Genomic DNA, 13,853 nt, shown 5'->3' with positions numbered 1-13,853 from the left:
TGCCGGATACCGCTAGAATAGCCAGACATTTTTTTCAGGAGGTGGCCGATGCAGGCTCTCGACGCTTTGCTCAACCGTGTTTCCGTTCCACGACTGCTCGACCCGGCGCCCACCGCCGAGCAACGGGAGGTGCTGTTTGCCGCCGCGATGCGCGCGCCAGACCACGGCCATTTGCAGCCTTGGCGCTTCCTGACAGTCGAAGGCGCGGCGCGCGAGCAAATGGGCGAGTTGCTGGCCGAAGCGGCGAAGCTGCAAGACAGCGAGGTGTCAGAAGCCGCGCTGGACAAGGCCCGTAACGGCCCGCTGCGTGCACCGCTGGTGGTTGTGGTGATTGCCCGTTTGCAGGATCACGTCAAATACCCCAAATCCGAACAATTGTTGGCGGCAGGCTGCGCGGCTCACGGGATTTTGCTGGCCGCTTACGCACAAGGCATTGGCGCGGTATGGCGCACCGGTGAACTGGCTTATTCGGAGCATGTGGCTGAAGGCTTGGGGTTGGCGGAAGGGGAAGAGGTGATTGCGTTCCTTTATCTCGGTACACCGCAGAAAGAACCGCGTGTGGCGGAGAAGGTTGATTTGACCGAGTTCGTTAGCGCCTGGCCCGGTAAGGCCTGAAGGCGTAGATTCAATGTGGAGCGGGCTTGCCCGCGATAGCGGAGTGTCAGGCACTGAGATGTTGAAGGTGCCGCCGCCATCGCGAGCAAGCCCGCTCCCACAGGGTTCAGGGTTGAACCACAGCCCCCGGCGCCAACGGCAATTCCAGACTGGCAATAAACCCGCCCCCAGGGTGATTCGCCAGCACCAGACTGCCGCCATGCCGTTCCGCCGCGCGGCGCGCAATGGCCAGGCCCAGGCCATGCCCGGCCGTTGTCTGGCCCGGCGCCCGATAGAACGGTTCCCCCAACTGATTCAAATGCTCGGCCTCCACGCCGGGGCCGTGATCGCGCACGCTGACCACAATCCTGTCGCCCTGGCGCAACGCCCGCATTACGATCGGTTGCCCGACCGGGTTAAAGCGCTGGGCATTGCGCAGCAGGTTATCCACGGCGCGCTCGATCATGGTCGGCCAGCCTCTGAGGTTCAGTTGTGGCTCGGCCTCAAGGCGCACGTTCTGCTCCGGTGAGCCCAACTGAGCATCTTTTTGCAGGGTATTGAGCAGCGCATTGAGATCCACCTCTTCGGCACTGGCGTTGTCGGCATCGACCCGCGCCAACACCAGGATTTCGCTGATCAGTGCTTCCAGTCGATCGCATTCACGGGTCAGGCGCGGCCAGAGTTTTTCCCGCTCTTCAGGATTGGCCCGCTCGGCCAGTGCCAGCGCAATGCGTAGCCGGGCGAGGGGCGAACGCAACTCGTGAGACACATCGCGCAGCAATTGCCGCTGGCTGCCGATCAGGCTTTGCAGGCGTGCGCCCATGCGGTTGAAGTCGTTGGCCAGCACACCGAATTCATCGCGCCGATTGGCCAGTTGCGCCAGGCTGTTCTGTTGATACGTCGTTTGCCCCAACTCATGCACCGCGCCGCGCAAACGGCTCAGCGGTCGGGTGATGGAAAAGGTCACCAGCAGGCTGAACAGGGTCAGCACCACCAGGGCGATACCCAGTGCACTCAACGGCCAGAGCAGGCTTTCGCGGTGCCAGGTGTCCAGTTCCGGGTGCGGAATGCGGTAGATCAGCAGGTAGGTGTCACCCGTCTTGGCGCTGGTGTATTCATCGGTCAGACGCCGCCACGGCAGGCGCCGATCATCGTTTTGCTGCCGTGCCTCGAAGGCTGCTGCACGCCGAGGGAAGGTGCCGCGCACCACCGGGTCCCCGCTTTCGTTGAGCACCTGAACGTCGATGTGATACTGGCGCTTGCGCTGCTCAAGAATGTCTTGTGCGGCTTCTTCGCCCTGACTTTCGTAGGTTTGCGTCCACTGTTCGGCCAGGGTGTTGAGACCCGGGTGACGACTGAGAATCCACGCGTCCTGGTTGAGCATGTGCCCCAGCAAAATGGAAAGCCCTGCAACCAGAGCGATGGCCAGCCAGAAGCTGGCCAGGATACGCCAGAACAATGAACGCACAGAAAATCCTCGAACAAACGCAATCCATGTGGGAGCGAGCCTGCTCGCGATAGCGTCGGCACATTCAACATCAACGTGACTGAAAGGACGCCATCGCGAGCAGGCTCGCTCCTACATTAAAATCGAGTGGCATCAGACCCAACGGTGATTAGCCGTTGGGTCCAAGGTTGACGCATTATTGCGCTTTTTGCGCTTGCTGCGCTTTCCAGGCCTTGAACTCGGCCCATTCGGCGCGACGCTCAGCTTGTTTCTTCTGGATCTCGTCGAATTGCTTCTGTTGATCCGGTTTCAGCACTGCGCGAACGTCGGCTTCGGCTTTCTGGTGCTTGGCCGCCATCTCGTCTTTCAGGGCTTTCTGATCGGCTGGCGAGAGTTTTTCCAGGTACTTGTCGACCAGTTGCTGACGCTCGTGCATCTGCTCGCCCATGATCTTGCGGATCTGCTCGCGCTGTTCGCGGCTCAGGTCCAGCTGGCTGTAAGGGCCTTTACCGTGCATGCCGTGCATCTGACCGCCGTGACGTGAGCCGTCCATGTGATCACCCATCTGGCCTGCGCCTTCAGGCGCGGCCATGGCAACGGTCGGCAGGGCGGCAGCGAACATCAGAGCGATAAGAGTCTTGCGCATGGTGTATCTCCTTGTCTCGTTCCCGGTACGTTCCGGATGTGTACAGATTACGCAGATCAAGGTCAGCGGCGGTCAGCGGAGCGTAAAGCTTGGGTAAAGAGGGTCTTGTGCCGACCTGACAAAGCTCCATGTGCAGGCCCCCGTCTGTGGCGAGGGAGCAAGCTCCCTCGCCACAGGTTGCTCTTATTCGGTTCTTTCTCGGTTCTTACAGGCTGTAGTAGTAACCGCGACTGCGCAGGGCCACGATGCGCGGGCGGCCGTCGGGGTGTGGGCCGATCTTTTTGCGCAGGTTGCTCACGTGCATGTCCAGGCTGCGGTCGTACAGGGTCAGTTTGCGACCCAGGGCGATTTGCGCCAGCTCCTGTTTATCCAGCGGTTCGCCGGGTTGCTTGAGCAGGGCTTCGAGCAGGCGGCTTTCGGAGACGGTGAGGGTGAACTCCTGTTCATCGATGCTGACCACGCCACGCACCGGGCTGAAGCACAAGTCACCCAGCTCGAGCTGGCTGGAGACTGCCGTCGGATGACTGCGGCGCAACACCGCGCGCAGGCGGGCTGTCAGTTCCCGTGGGTCGCACGGTTTGGCCAGGTAATCGTCGGCACCGAGTTCCAGGCCGAGGATGCGGTCCAGGGGTTCGCCACGGGCCGACAGCATCAGCACCGGCAAATCCGGATGGTCGCTGCGCAGTTGCTTGAGCAGTTCCAGGCCGCTGCCGTCTGGCAGCATCACGTCCAGCACCACGGCTGCCGGAGACGTCTCGGCCAGCGCGCGACGGGCGCTCTGGCCATCGTGGCAGGCGCGTACCTGAAAGCCTTCCTGGCTCAGCCAGCTACTCAGGAGCTCACACAGCTCCTGGTCATCATCAATTAGTAACAGCTCGCTCATGACTCACTCAATTTAGCCATTGCCTACGTTTTCTAGTGGCACCACTGGCGAAGATACCGCAGAGCAGGGCCAATAGCGCAACTGCGGCTCCGATGACGAACCACTGTTGCTGGTCAGTCAGCAGGCGCGGCAGCGGGTTGCTGGCCTGGGTTTCCTTGAGTTGCAGCTTCAGGCGCTGATTCTCTTGGCGCAACCGGCTCAGCTGGGCGCTTTCGCGTTCGCCATCGGTATTTTGCAGTTGTTTGCTCAGTTCTTCTCGTTGCTGTTCGCTTGCCTTCAAGCGCTGCTGCAACTCGGTGATCTGGCTGCCGGCGCTCAAGGACAGCGGCGTCGAATTAACGCCATTGGCGCTTTCTTCACCGTGGGCGGGCGCCATGATCGACAACGTCACCAACATCAGACACAACGGACCTTTGCGCATCGCAACTCCTGATTCCAATACGAGTATTGGGCAGGTTGTCGGCCGGTAAACGAGAATAATGAGCGATTGAACACGCGATGAGCCGACAAGGCTCACCGCGCGGAAGGATTTTACGGCAGGACTTGCTTGAACGGCTTGACCAAAACATTGGCGTAGACGCCTGCGGCAACGTACGGGTCGGCGTCGGCCCAGGCCTTTGCGGCGCTCAGGGAATCGAATTCAGCAACGATCAGGCTGCCAGTGAAGCCCGCTGCGCCCGGATCATTGCTGTCGACCGCCGGGTGTGGGCCGGCCAATACGATACGACCTTCGCCTTTAAGCACTTGCAGGCGCTCAAGGTGCGCAGGCCGTGCGGCCAGGCGGGCTTCCAGGGAGTTGGCGACGTCTGTGGCAATGATTGCGTAAAGCATGTCAGTCCTCGGTTTTTGGCGTGGTGGTGTCGGCGTCGTGCAAGTGGCGGGACAGGTAGATGCCCTGGCCGACCAGGAACAGCAACGTCATGCCCAGGCTGCCGAAGACCTTGAAGTCGACCCAGTAGCTCTGGAACGTGAACGCGACGAACAGGTTGGCGGCGCCGCAAAACAGGAAAAAAACGATCCAGGCGATGTTCAGACGGGTCCAGACCGGTTCCGGCAGGGTCAGTGCGTGGCCCATGATGCGCTTGATCAGCAGTTGGTCACCGACGAAGTGGCTGCCGATGAACGCGAGAGCGAACAGCCAGTTGACCACCGGGGCTTTCCATTTCAGGAACGTCTCGCTGTGGAACGCCAGGGTCAGGCTGCCGAAGACCAGGCAGGCGATGAGGGTCAGCCACTGGCCTTTCTCCAGCTTGCGCTGCTTGATGAACAGCGTGCCGTAGACCACCAGGGAGCTGATGATCAGCATCGCTGTGGCGCTGTAAATACCACCGACAGTCAGTTGATGGCCGCCAATGTCGACGACCCGTGGATCGATTTTGAAGACGATGAAAAACAGTAGAAGCGGGATGAAGTCGATGAATTGTTTCACAGTGGCAGCCAGAAGCAGGATGTGGCGGCATAATAACAAACATATTGACGCGCGATAGCGTCAGCTGATTTGAGGTGACACAGTCCTGTGAATGTTGATTTGCACTGCCATAGCACGGCTTCCGATGGCGCCCTGGCGCCTGCGGCACTGGTTGCGCGTGCGTTCGAGAAAGGCGTGCGAGTCCTGGCCTTGACCGATCACGACACCCTCGAAGGCCTCGACGAGGCCCGTAGCACCGCGACGGCGCTGGGGATGCAACTGGTCAACGGCGTCGAATTGTCCTGCACTTGGGGCGGGGCGACCATTCATGTGTTGGGCTATGGTTTCGACGTCAATGCCGCGCCGTTGGTCGAGGCCATCGCAAAATTGCACGATGGCCGCTGGCTACGGTCCGAAGAAATAAGCCGCAAGTTGGCGTTGAAAGGCATGCCGGGGGCGCTTGACGGTGCCCGGGCCATTCAGCAGGAACTGGGCGACAGTGGCAACGCGCCGGCCCGTCCGCATTTCGCCGACTGGATGGTGCGCGAAGGTTTCGTCAAGGATCGCGCCGAAGCGTTCCGCAAATGGCTGGGTGCCGGCAAACTGGGAGACGTCAAACAACACTGGCCAACCCTGGAAGACACCGTCGAAACCCTGCGCGCCGCGGGTGCCTGGGTCAGCCTGGCGCATCCCTGGCACTACGATTTCACTCGCAGCAAGCGTCGCCGCCTGATTTCTGACTATATTCAAGCCGGGGGCCACGCGATTGAAGTGGTCAATGGCCATCAACCCGCCGAACAGGTGGGCAGCCTGGCGATTCTTGCCCGCGAATTTGGTCTGCTGGTCAGCGCCGGCAGTGATTTTCATGGCCCTGGAGGCTGGTCCGAGATCGGTGAATACCGCCCGCTTCCGGAGGATCTGCCACCACTGTGGTGTCGATTCAAACATGACCCAATTATTGCCGCCGTCTGAACAGGTAGAGAATGTGAGTCAATTTTTCCAGATTCATCCGGAAAACCCGCAAGCGCGCCTGATCAAACAGGCTGTCGAGATCATCCGCAACGGCGGGGTGGTGATTTATCCCACGGACTCTTCCTACGCCATTGGTTGCCAGATCGGCGACAAGAGCGCCGTGGAGCGCGTGCGCCGGTTGCGTCAGCTGGATGAGAAGCACAACTTCGCGCTGATTTGCAGCGACCTGTCGCAGTTGGGGCTGTTTGCCAAGATCGACACCGGCACCTTCCGCTTGCTCAAAGCTCACTTGCCGGGGCCTTACACCTTCATTCTCAACGCCACCCGGGAAGTTCCGCGGCTATTGCTGCACCCGAAAAAGCGCACCATCGGCCTGCGTGTGCCGAGCCACCCGATTGCTTTGGCGCTGCTCGAAGAACTTGGCGAACCGCTGATGAGCGTGACCCTGATCATGCCCGGCGACACCGACCCGTTGACCGATCCCTACGAAATGCGCCAGTTGCTTGAGCATCAGGTGGACCTGATCATCGACGGCGGTTTCGGCGGGATCAAGGCATCCACCGTGATCAACCTCGCCGACGGCGAGCCGGAAGTCATCCGCGTCGGTTGCGGCGACCCTGCGCCATTCATGGCCGAGGCCTAGATGTCTGCAGTAGAACCCGTCGACAGCCAGGCCGGCGCCCAGCAAGAACTGCCTTTCGCCATGGTCTATGGCCAGGCGGTCATGGAAATGCCGCTGGACCTGTACATTCCGCCGGATGCGCTCGAGGTCTTTCTCGAGGCCTTCGAAGGCCCGCTCGACCTGCTGCTGTACCTGATCCGCAAACAGAACATCAACATCCTCGACATCCCGGTGGCGGAAATCACCCGTCAGTACATGGGCTATGTCGAGTTGATGCAGTCGGTGCGCCTGGAGTTGGCCGCCGAGTACCTGGTGATGGCCGCGATGCTCGCCGAGATCAAATCGCGGATGCTGCTGCCACGGGCCGAAACGATTGAAGACGAAGAAGACGACCCCCGCGCCGAACTGATCCGTCGTCTGCAGGAATACGAACGCTTCAAGGCTGCCGCCGAAGGCATTGATGGCCTGAGCCGCGTTGGCCGCGACGTGGTGGTGCCCAAGCTCGATGCCCCGGAGGCACGCGCGCGCAAGCTGTTGCCGGATGTGCGTCTGGAAGAGTTGCTGATGTCCATGGCCGAGGTCCTGCGCCGCGGCGACATGTTCGAAAGCCACCAGGTCAGCCGCGAGGCATTGTCCACCCGCGAGCGTATGAGCGATGTGCTGGAGCGGCTCAAGGGCGGCGGTTTTGTGCCTTTTGTCGAGCTGTTCACCGCTGAAGAAGGGCGCCTGGGGGTGGTAGTCACCTTTATGGCGATCCTCGAACTGGTCAAGGAATCCTTGGTCGAGCTGGTGCAGAATGAGCCGTTCGCGGCGATCCATGTCCGGGCCCGAGCCGAATAACGAGTTGAATCATGAACCTGACTGAACCCCGCGAGCTGGCGCCACTGCTTGAAGCCTTTCTGTTGGCCTCGGGAAAACCACAATCGCTGGAGCGCCTGTTCGAACTCTTCGAAGAAGGCGAGCGGCCCGAACCGCCGGTTTTCAAGAAAGCGCTGACGATTCTGGCCAAATCCTGCGATGGCCGAGCCTTCGAGTTGAAGGAAGTCGCCTCCGGGTATCGCTTGCAGATCCGCGAAAAATTCGCACCGTGGGTCGGACGCTTGTGGGAAGAGCGGCCGCAGCGTTACTCGCGGGCCATGCTCGAAACCATGGCCCTGATCGCCTATCGCCAGCCGATCACCCGGGGCGAGATCGAAGACGTGCGCGGCGTGGCGGTTAACAGTCACATTGTGAAAACCCTGCTGGAGCGTGAGTGGATCCGCATCGTCGGTTACCGTGACGTGCCCGGCAAGCCAGCGATGTTCGCCACCACCAAGGCGTTTCTCGATCACTTCAACCTGAAGAACCTCGACGACCTGCCACCGTTGGCGGAGCTGCGTGAACTGGAACCCGAGCCGATGCTCGAGTTCGATGACGCACCGGTGCCGGCCGGGTTGCAAGAATTGGCGGATGCCAGCGCCGAACCGGAGGAGCCCAAGGAAGAAACCAGTTTCCATACGCTGCTGCTGGAGCTGGACACCATGGAGGAGGGGCTCAAGACCGATTTCGACGATTTGTTGCGCGATGGCGAGTTCACCGAGACTGAAGGGGAGTTGGCAGGACCCGAGCCTGAAACCGAAGTTGAACCTCAGGTCGAAGCTGAAGCTGAAGCTGAAGCTGAAGCCGAAGCCGAAGCTGAACCAGAACAGGAAGATGACATTCTTGGCGTTGCCGAAGCTCGCGAGAAACTGCTGGCCGCCGTCGCCGCTCTCGAACAGCCGAAACCTGAGCCCGAGCTGACCGACGAAGAAGCCGAAGCCCAGGCTTTGGCAGAAGCCATCGAGGCCGAGCGCCGCCAGTTCGAAGATTGACAAAAACCTGTGGGAGCGAGCCTGCTCGCGATGAGGGCGCGTCAGTCGACATCAATGTTGTCTGATCCACCGCTATCGCGAGCAGGCTCGCTCCCACATTGGTTCTGTATTGAATTCGAGCTTGGTGCCACCGGTCGGCGGAAAAGCCAATAACCTCCCATCGATCAGCTAGTCTCTGATGCGCGAACGCTCCCATGAGCGTATGATTCGCGACCCTTTGGCGATTCCTTCGTCAAACGACCAGATTTCACATCTTCAGGCCAAGGCCTGAACTTGATCACACCGGGAGGTGCCCAGATGAGTATCAACGACCAGAAAGACGACCAGGAAATCGGCCCCGCAGGCGAAAAACTGCAGAAAGTCCTCGCCCGTATCGGCGTCGGCTCGCGCCGTGACGTAGAAGCCTGGATCAGCCACGGCCGCATCAAGGTCAATGGCAAAGATGCCACCCTCGGCCTGCGCGTCGACCTGCATGACGCCATCACCATCGATGGCAAGGTGATCAAGCGCGAAGAAGCCGCCGAGTCGGTACGCCGCGTGATCATGTACAACAAACCCGACGGTGAAATCTGCACCCGTGTCGACCCGGAAGGCCGTCCGACCGTGTTCGACAAGATGCCGCGCCCGAAAGAAGGTCGCTGGATCAATATCGGTCGTCTGGACATCAACACCACCGGTCTCTTGATGTTCACCACCGACGGTGAGTTGGCCAACCGCCTGATGCACCCTTCCTACGAAATGGACCGTGAATACGCGGTACGTGTACGTGGCGAAGTCGATGACGAGATGATCGAGCGTCTGAAGGCAGGCGTGGTACTCGAAGACGGCCCGGCCAAGTTCACCGACATCAAGCAGGCACCAGGCGGCGAAGGTTTCAACCACTGGTACCACTGCGTGGTGATGGAAGGTCGTAACCGCGAAGTCCGTCGCCTGTGGGAATCCCAGGGGCTGGTGGTCAGCCGCCTGAAGCGCGTGCGTTTCGGTCCGGTGTTCCTCAATTCCGACCTGCCGATGGGCCGCTGGCGCGAAATGAGCCAGTACGAAGTCGACATTCTCAGTGCCGAAGTCGGCCTGACGCCGGTGGCGATGCCGCAGATGAACGCCAAGAGCAAGGACAAGCTCGATCGTATGCAGCGTAAATCGTCGCGTCCGATGGGCAAGACCGAGCGCGTGCGCACGTTGCGTCCAGCTGCTGGTGCGACCGCTGCCAGCCCACGCGAATCCCGCGAGCCGCAGATCGAAGGCGAGCGCCCGGCCCGTAAGCCAGCGCCACGTCAGGACGGCGAGCGCGGCCCACGCACTCCACGTCCGGCCAACGGTCGCACTGAGCGTGGCGAAGGCCGTGGCGCTCCGTCCGGTGGTCGTAGCGACCGCGGCGCGCCTGCCGGCCGTGGTACTCCGGTGGCAGACCGCCCTGCCGACACCAAGCGCCCGGCCAAGCCGGCGCCGAAGAAACGCCCAGGCATCGTGCTGGTCGACCGTGACGCGCCATCGGGCAAGCGCCGCGGCGCGCCAGCCGGTTCCGGCCAGCGTCCGGGCTTCGGTCGTCGCAAGCCTGAGTAATCGGTAAGCGCTCCATGAAAAACGCCATCCTTCGAGGATGGCGTTTTTTTTGGGCTGGTTTTAGTGATGGGGTGTTTGTAAGTCAGTCATCGCGGGCAAGCCCGCTCCCACAGGTGACCGAGTTGTTTCATAGGAATGCGATCAATGTGGGAGCGAGGCTTGCCCGCGAAGGCGTCCTCGGCATCACTGCAGAATCTTGGGCTAAAAGACAAACCGTCCGTTAAACACCGGGTCATCATCCAGCGCCAACACGCCACTGGAGAAGATCAGGTCCAAATGATGGCTACCCTTGGCGCCACCGCCTAGCCCCAGGTGCAAACCGCAATGGCGCTCCTCGAACCCGGCGTTGCGCGCATACAACGCTTTCACGCCTTCATTGGTGCCGATCCCCAGCTCCTCGATTCGTCGATTGGACGGATTGGCGTCCAGGTACTTGTTGAAGTCATGCTCCAGTCCCGGCACATCGGTGGCGATTTTGCTGATGGTCGAGTTCTCGATCCACAACTCCAGCGGTGACGTCAGTACGCCGTACTTGCGGGCAAACGGAATTGTACCGAGGAACGTCCCCATAAACTTCACCCGGCCATTAATGGCCTCGCTATGGGTGGCGATCTCGCCGGGGGCCAGATCGAAGTTGCCGATACCGTTGATGTCGGTCCATTTCTTGATACTGCTCAATGGCGTTTCGAACCACGAGCCATGATCATCTTTGAAACTCAAGGTGGTGGCGTGGGACATGCGCTGGATCAAGTGCCTGTTCAATCCGGCAATTCGCTGCGGGGTGACACTGAAGGTGTCGTAGAAGTAATCGCCGTAATCCTTGAACAGCAGCGACTTCTTCCAGTTTTCTGCCATGACGCCTTGCAGCGCACGGACAAAGTCCGGGCCGTCGGGACGCGGGTTGGGCAGGGTGGAAGAGTCGTAGAAGAAAATGTACAGATCGCTGTCGGCAATCGCCTGAGCCAGCAATTGGGTGGGTTCGAGGTCCAGGCGCATTGCGCTGAAGCTGAACCGTGGGCTGTTACCGGCTTGCTCGGCAATGGCGCCGGTCAGTGCCTCGTAGTCAGCGGTGTGGCCGAGCAAGACCTTTGCCGGGTTGACACCGGCAACGGCAGGGTGATGTTCGAGGTAGTAAAGGAAATGCGAAATGGCGCGCTGCTTATCCATGTAGTCCTCCTTGACAAACCGAGAAAGAGGCGGACACGACCGGCCGGATCGTGCCCGTCGGAATACCTTACAAAGGCCACATCGCCGTGCCGAACGGAACAACCGCATCGGCTTGCATCATTTCAACGGCGGCCTCATGGGTCGGTGCTTCAAACCAATCGTCCAGTTGCAGTTCAGTGTCCAAGTCTTTGTCCAGTGCTTGCATGGTGAATCTCCTAGATGCTTTCTTCGGTAAGAGCAGCTTCGGTAAGAGCAGCTTCGGTAAGAACAGCTTCGGTAAGAACAGCGGCGCGTTTTTCACTCGTTGAAGAGCGCGTCAACTTGTCGGTCGATGCGGCTCGGCAAGTTGCTGCAAACCTAGTTCACAGATTTTTGGAATGCAAAAAAATAATCAAACAATTTTCATTTGAACTATTTATTCCGTTTTTCGAAAGCGAACTTTTTAATAAAAAACAGAAAACTAAGTCGGGTATTTACTTAGCAAGCTTCCTATCGTCAATTTACAGTCAGAGAGTCTCTGGATCTGGTTTGGAAAATTTGCGTTACGCCTTGTAAACAAAACCTTACGAAAAGCCCGCTCAAACCCCGTGGAATGCCGCTGGGGAAAGGGCTGTAAGGAAAAGCTGCCGTCCGCCGCTGTGTGGATGGGATTCAAGGGCTCTGGTGCGCTTGTTTCAGCATCGTTTGAAGGGTGAGATGCGCCCCATGCCTGTCGTGCAGGTGCATAACAAGAAGGAGGCGCAATGAACGCCGTGACTCATCTCCATCTCACCCCGTGGAGCGATTTCTCCGCTGCTCCCGTCGATGGCCTGCAAAGGCCTGACTCAATTTTTGCAGCCGCCCGAGCCACTCGAGGCGGACACACGCAATCCCGGCAACCGACGCGCTGATCCAGCGGTGTCTGGCAGCAGGGGGTTACAGGTGTACAATGCGCCGCGTTTTAACTGTGACCCTCTGCGCAATAGCGCAAACTTCAAGGCTACCCGCCTTGTTCACTCCGCCGCGTCACGAGCGTGTCGGGTTCGATTTCGTCACAGATAAAAACAAATAGGTGACGCATGACTGTCGTAAAAACGCTGAACTCCTGGTGCCTGCGCTGGGGTTTGATCGGCGCTGCTTGAAATCGCAACCGAGCAGCAACGTCTACTGAACATCATCAAACCTTGCGTGAGACCCTTTTCATGAGTGGACAAAACTCGCATTCAGGCGAGCTTAAACGCGGCCTGAAAAATCGCCATATTCAACTGATCGCCCTCGGTGGCGCGATCGGTACCGGGTTGTTCCTCGGCTCGGCCGGTGTACTCAAATCCGCCGGCCCGTCGATGATTCTCGGTTACGCCATTTGCGGCTTCATCGCCTTCATGATCATGCGCCAACTGGGCGAAATGATCGTCGAAGAGCCGGTCGCCGGTTCCTTCAGCCACTTCGCCCACAAATACTGGGGCGGTTTCGCCGGTTTCCTGTCGGGCTGGAACTGCTGGATTCTGTACATTCTGGTGGGCATGTCCGAGCTGACTGCGGTCGGCAAATACATCCACTACTGGGCGCCGGACATCCCGACCTGGGTCTCGGCCGCCGCTTTCTTCGTGCTGATCAACGCGATCAACCTGGCCAACGTCAAAGTCTTCGGCGAAGCCGAGTTCTGGTTCGCGATCATCAAGGTCGTGGCGATCGTCGGCATGATTGCCCTGGGCAGCTACTTGCTGGTCAGCGGCCACGGCGGCCCACAAGCCTCGGTGACCAACCTGTGGACCCACGGTGGCTTCTTCCCGAACGGCGTCAGCGGTCTGGTGATGGCCATGGCGATCATCATGTTCTCCTTCGGCGGCCTGGAAATGCTCGGTTTCACCGCTGCTGAAGCCGACAAGCCGAAAACCGTGATCCCGAAAGCCATCAACCAGGTGATCTACCGGATCCTGATTTTCTACATCGGTGCGTTGGTGGTCCTGCTGTCGCTGACCCCTTGGGACAGCCTGCTGACGACGCTGAATGCGTCCGGCGATGCCTACAGCGGTAGCCCGTTCGTGCAAGTGTTCTCGATGCTCGGCAGCAACACCGCCGCGCACGTCCTCAACTTCGTGGTCCTGACCGCGGCGCTGTCGGTGTACAACAGCGGCACTTACTGCAACAGCCGCATGTTGCTGGGCATGGCCGAGCAGGGCGATGCGCCGAAGGCCTTGTCGAAGATCGACAAGCGTGGCGTGCCGGTGCGTTCGATCCTGGCGTCGGCCGCCGTGACGTTGATCGCGGTGTTGCTGAACTACCTGATCCCGCAAAACGCGCTGGAACTGTTGATGTCGTTGGTGGTAGCAACCCTGGTGATCAACTGGGCAATGATCAGCTTCTCGCATTTCAAGTTCCGCCAGCACATGAACAAGACCCGACAGACGCCGCTGTTCAAGGCCTTGTGGTACCCGTACGGCAACTACATTTGCCTGGCGTTCGTGGCGTTCATCCTCGGCGTGATGCTGCTGATTCCGGGCATCCAGATCTCGGTGTATGCGATTCCGGTGTGGGTCGCGTTCATGTGGATCTGCTACGGCATCAAGAACAAGCGTCGTGACCACGGCACTGCTGTTGTCGGTTCTGCGATCAAGTAGGCAAAGGATGACAACAAAAAAGCCGGCTTCTGCCGGTTTTTTTGTCTGCGGTCCTACGCGAGGTGGCGATAGACTGCCTTCAGCCAATCCAATCACATAGG

Annotated in this window: 16 protein-coding genes; 8 read left to right on the top strand and 8 right to left on the bottom strand. The window is 59.7% G+C overall.

Annotated elements, in window-relative coordinates; translation table 11 throughout:
- The first annotated feature begins 48 nt into the window (after positions 1 to 48).
- Positions 49 to 615, top strand: a complete 567-nt coding sequence (locus LOY38_RS21890) for an NAD(P)H nitroreductase (RefSeq protein WP_258697007.1) — start codon at positions 49 to 51, stop codon at positions 613 to 615.
- Between the two features lie 106 nt (positions 616 to 721).
- Here the strand turns inward: LOY38_RS21890 and LOY38_RS21885 are convergent, their stop codons facing one another.
- The 6 genes from LOY38_RS21885 to LOY38_RS21860 all read right to left on the bottom strand — a co-directional run bounded on the left by LOY38_RS21885 (position 722) and on the right by LOY38_RS21860 (position 4,999).
- The gene (locus LOY38_RS21885) at positions 722 to 2,062 is read right to left on the bottom strand and encodes a cell wall metabolism sensor histidine kinase WalK (RefSeq protein WP_258697006.1); all 1,341 of its coding nucleotides are present in this window, start codon (positions 2,060 to 2,062) and stop codon (positions 722 to 724) included.
- Between the two features lie 175 nt (positions 2,063 to 2,237).
- Positions 2,238 to 2,687 (bottom strand): Spy/CpxP family protein refolding chaperone, encoded by a 450-nt coding sequence (locus tag LOY38_RS21880; protein ID WP_258697005.1) that lies wholly within the window; start codon positions 2,685 to 2,687, stop codon positions 2,238 to 2,240.
- Positions 2,688 to 2,892: 205 nt separating this feature from the next.
- Entirely contained in the window at positions 2,893 to 3,570 is a 678-nt protein-coding gene (locus tag LOY38_RS21875) for a response regulator transcription factor (RefSeq protein ID WP_008010984.1), read from the bottom strand.
- A gap of 7 nt (positions 3,571 to 3,577) precedes the next feature.
- The gene (locus tag LOY38_RS21870) at positions 3,578 to 3,991 is read right to left on the bottom strand and encodes a translation initiation factor 2 (RefSeq protein WP_258697004.1); all 414 of its coding nucleotides are present in this window, start codon (positions 3,989 to 3,991) and stop codon (positions 3,578 to 3,580) included.
- A gap of 110 nt (positions 3,992 to 4,101) precedes the next feature.
- Positions 4,102 to 4,401 carry a YciI family protein gene (locus tag LOY38_RS21865; protein ID WP_258697003.1) on the bottom strand — a complete coding sequence of 100 codons (300 nt, stop codon included), beginning with the start codon at positions 4,399 to 4,401 and terminating at the stop codon, positions 4,102 to 4,104.
- 1 nt (position 4,402) lies between these two features.
- Positions 4,403 to 4,999 (bottom strand): septation protein A, encoded by a 597-nt coding sequence (locus LOY38_RS21860; RefSeq protein ID WP_258697002.1) that lies wholly within the window; start codon positions 4,997 to 4,999, stop codon positions 4,403 to 4,405.
- A gap of 87 nt (positions 5,000 to 5,086) precedes the next feature.
- On the opposite strand from LOY38_RS21860, the gene LOY38_RS21855 reads away from it, so the two are divergent.
- The 5 genes from LOY38_RS21855 (at position 5,087) to rluB (ending at position 9,985) form a co-directional block, all read left to right on the top strand.
- Positions 5,087 to 5,950, top strand: a complete 864-nt coding sequence (locus LOY38_RS21855; protein ID WP_258697001.1) for a PHP domain-containing protein — start codon at positions 5,087 to 5,089, stop codon at positions 5,948 to 5,950.
- A 13-nt stretch (positions 5,951 to 5,963) separates the two neighbouring features.
- The gene (locus LOY38_RS21850; RefSeq protein ID WP_258697000.1) at positions 5,964 to 6,593 is read left to right on the top strand and encodes an L-threonylcarbamoyladenylate synthase; all 630 of its coding nucleotides are present in this window, start codon (positions 5,964 to 5,966) and stop codon (positions 6,591 to 6,593) included.
- A gap of 60 nt (positions 6,594 to 6,653) precedes the next feature.
- A complete protein-coding gene (locus LOY38_RS21845) occupies positions 6,654 to 7,412 on the top strand; it encodes a ScpA family protein (RefSeq protein ID WP_258700775.1) in 759 nt (252 codons plus the stop codon).
- An 11-nt stretch (positions 7,413 to 7,423) separates the two neighbouring features.
- Positions 7,424 to 8,422, top strand: a complete 999-nt coding sequence (gene scpB / locus LOY38_RS21840; protein WP_258696999.1) for an SMC-Scp complex subunit ScpB — start codon at positions 7,424 to 7,426, stop codon at positions 8,420 to 8,422.
- 297 nt (positions 8,423 to 8,719) lie between these two features.
- Positions 8,720 to 9,985 carry a 23S rRNA pseudouridine(2605) synthase RluB gene (gene rluB / locus LOY38_RS21835; protein WP_258696998.1) on the top strand — a complete coding sequence of 422 codons (1,266 nt, stop codon included), beginning with the start codon at positions 8,720 to 8,722 and terminating at the stop codon, positions 9,983 to 9,985.
- A gap of 201 nt (positions 9,986 to 10,186) precedes the next feature.
- Here the strand turns inward: rluB and LOY38_RS21830 are convergent, their stop codons facing one another.
- Positions 10,187 to 11,152, bottom strand: coding sequence for a leucyl aminopeptidase (locus LOY38_RS21830; RefSeq protein WP_258696997.1), 966 nt, complete (start codon positions 11,150 to 11,152; stop codon positions 10,187 to 10,189).
- Between the two features lie 67 nt (positions 11,153 to 11,219).
- Positions 11,220 to 11,357, bottom strand: coding sequence for a hypothetical protein (locus LOY38_RS21825; RefSeq protein ID WP_007938535.1), 138 nt, complete (start codon positions 11,355 to 11,357; stop codon positions 11,220 to 11,222).
- A 14-nt stretch (positions 11,358 to 11,371) separates the two neighbouring features.
- On the opposite strand from LOY38_RS21825, the gene LOY38_RS21820 reads away from it, so the two are divergent.
- Together LOY38_RS21820 and LOY38_RS21815 are read left to right on the top strand one after the other, a co-directional pair.
- Positions 11,372 to 11,707: a hypothetical protein gene (locus tag LOY38_RS21820; RefSeq protein WP_258696996.1), complete on the top strand. Its 336-nt coding sequence runs from the start codon at positions 11,372 to 11,374 to the stop codon at positions 11,705 to 11,707.
- A 626-nt stretch (positions 11,708 to 12,333) separates the two neighbouring features.
- The gene (locus LOY38_RS21815; RefSeq protein WP_258696995.1) at positions 12,334 to 13,752 is read left to right on the top strand and encodes an amino acid permease; all 1,419 of its coding nucleotides are present in this window, start codon (positions 12,334 to 12,336) and stop codon (positions 13,750 to 13,752) included.
- Positions 13,753 to 13,853: the final 101 nt, after the last annotated feature.

This window comes from Pseudomonas sp. B21-015 (assembly GCF_024749285.1).
Lineage (GTDB): Bacteria > Pseudomonadota > Gammaproteobacteria > Pseudomonadales > Pseudomonadaceae > Aquipseudomonas.
This window is presented reverse-complemented; position numbering and strand designations above follow the sequence as displayed.

Bases quoted from the DNA above. Each gene is read 5' to 3' on its own strand.
- LOY38_RS21825 (WP_007938535.1), bottom strand. From the start codon at position 11,357: ATGCAAGCACTGGACAAAGACTTGGACACTGAACTGCAACTGGACGAT.
- LOY38_RS21870 (WP_258697004.1), bottom strand. From the start codon at position 3,991: ATGCGCAAAGGTCCGTTGTGTCTGATGTTGGTGACGTTGTCGATCATG.
- scpB (WP_258696999.1), top strand. From the start codon at position 7,424: ATGAACCTGACTGAACCCCGCGAGCTGGCGCCACTGCTTGAAGCCTTT.
- rluB (WP_258696998.1), top strand. From the start codon at position 8,720: ATGAGTATCAACGACCAGAAAGACGACCAGGAAATCGGCCCCGCAGGC.
- LOY38_RS21875 (WP_008010984.1), bottom strand. From the start codon at position 3,570: ATGAGCGAGCTGTTACTAATTGATGATGACCAGGAGCTGTGTGAGCTC.
- LOY38_RS21890 (WP_258697007.1), top strand. From the start codon at position 49: ATGCAGGCTCTCGACGCTTTGCTCAACCGTGTTTCCGTTCCACGACTG.
- LOY38_RS21820 (WP_258696996.1), top strand. From the start codon at position 11,372: ATGCTTTCTTCGGTAAGAGCAGCTTCGGTAAGAGCAGCTTCGGTAAGA.
- LOY38_RS21865 (WP_258697003.1), bottom strand. From the start codon at position 4,401: ATGCTTTACGCAATCATTGCCACAGACGTCGCCAACTCCCTGGAAGCC.
- LOY38_RS21845 (WP_258700775.1), top strand. From the start codon at position 6,654: ATGGTCTATGGCCAGGCGGTCATGGAAATGCCGCTGGACCTGTACATT.
- LOY38_RS21830 (WP_258696997.1), bottom strand. From the start codon at position 11,152: ATGGATAAGCAGCGCGCCATTTCGCATTTCCTTTACTACCTCGAACAT.
- LOY38_RS21880 (WP_258697005.1), bottom strand. From the start codon at position 2,687: ATGCGCAAGACTCTTATCGCTCTGATGTTCGCTGCCGCCCTGCCGACC.
- LOY38_RS21815 (WP_258696995.1), top strand. From the start codon at position 12,334: ATGAGTGGACAAAACTCGCATTCAGGCGAGCTTAAACGCGGCCTGAAA.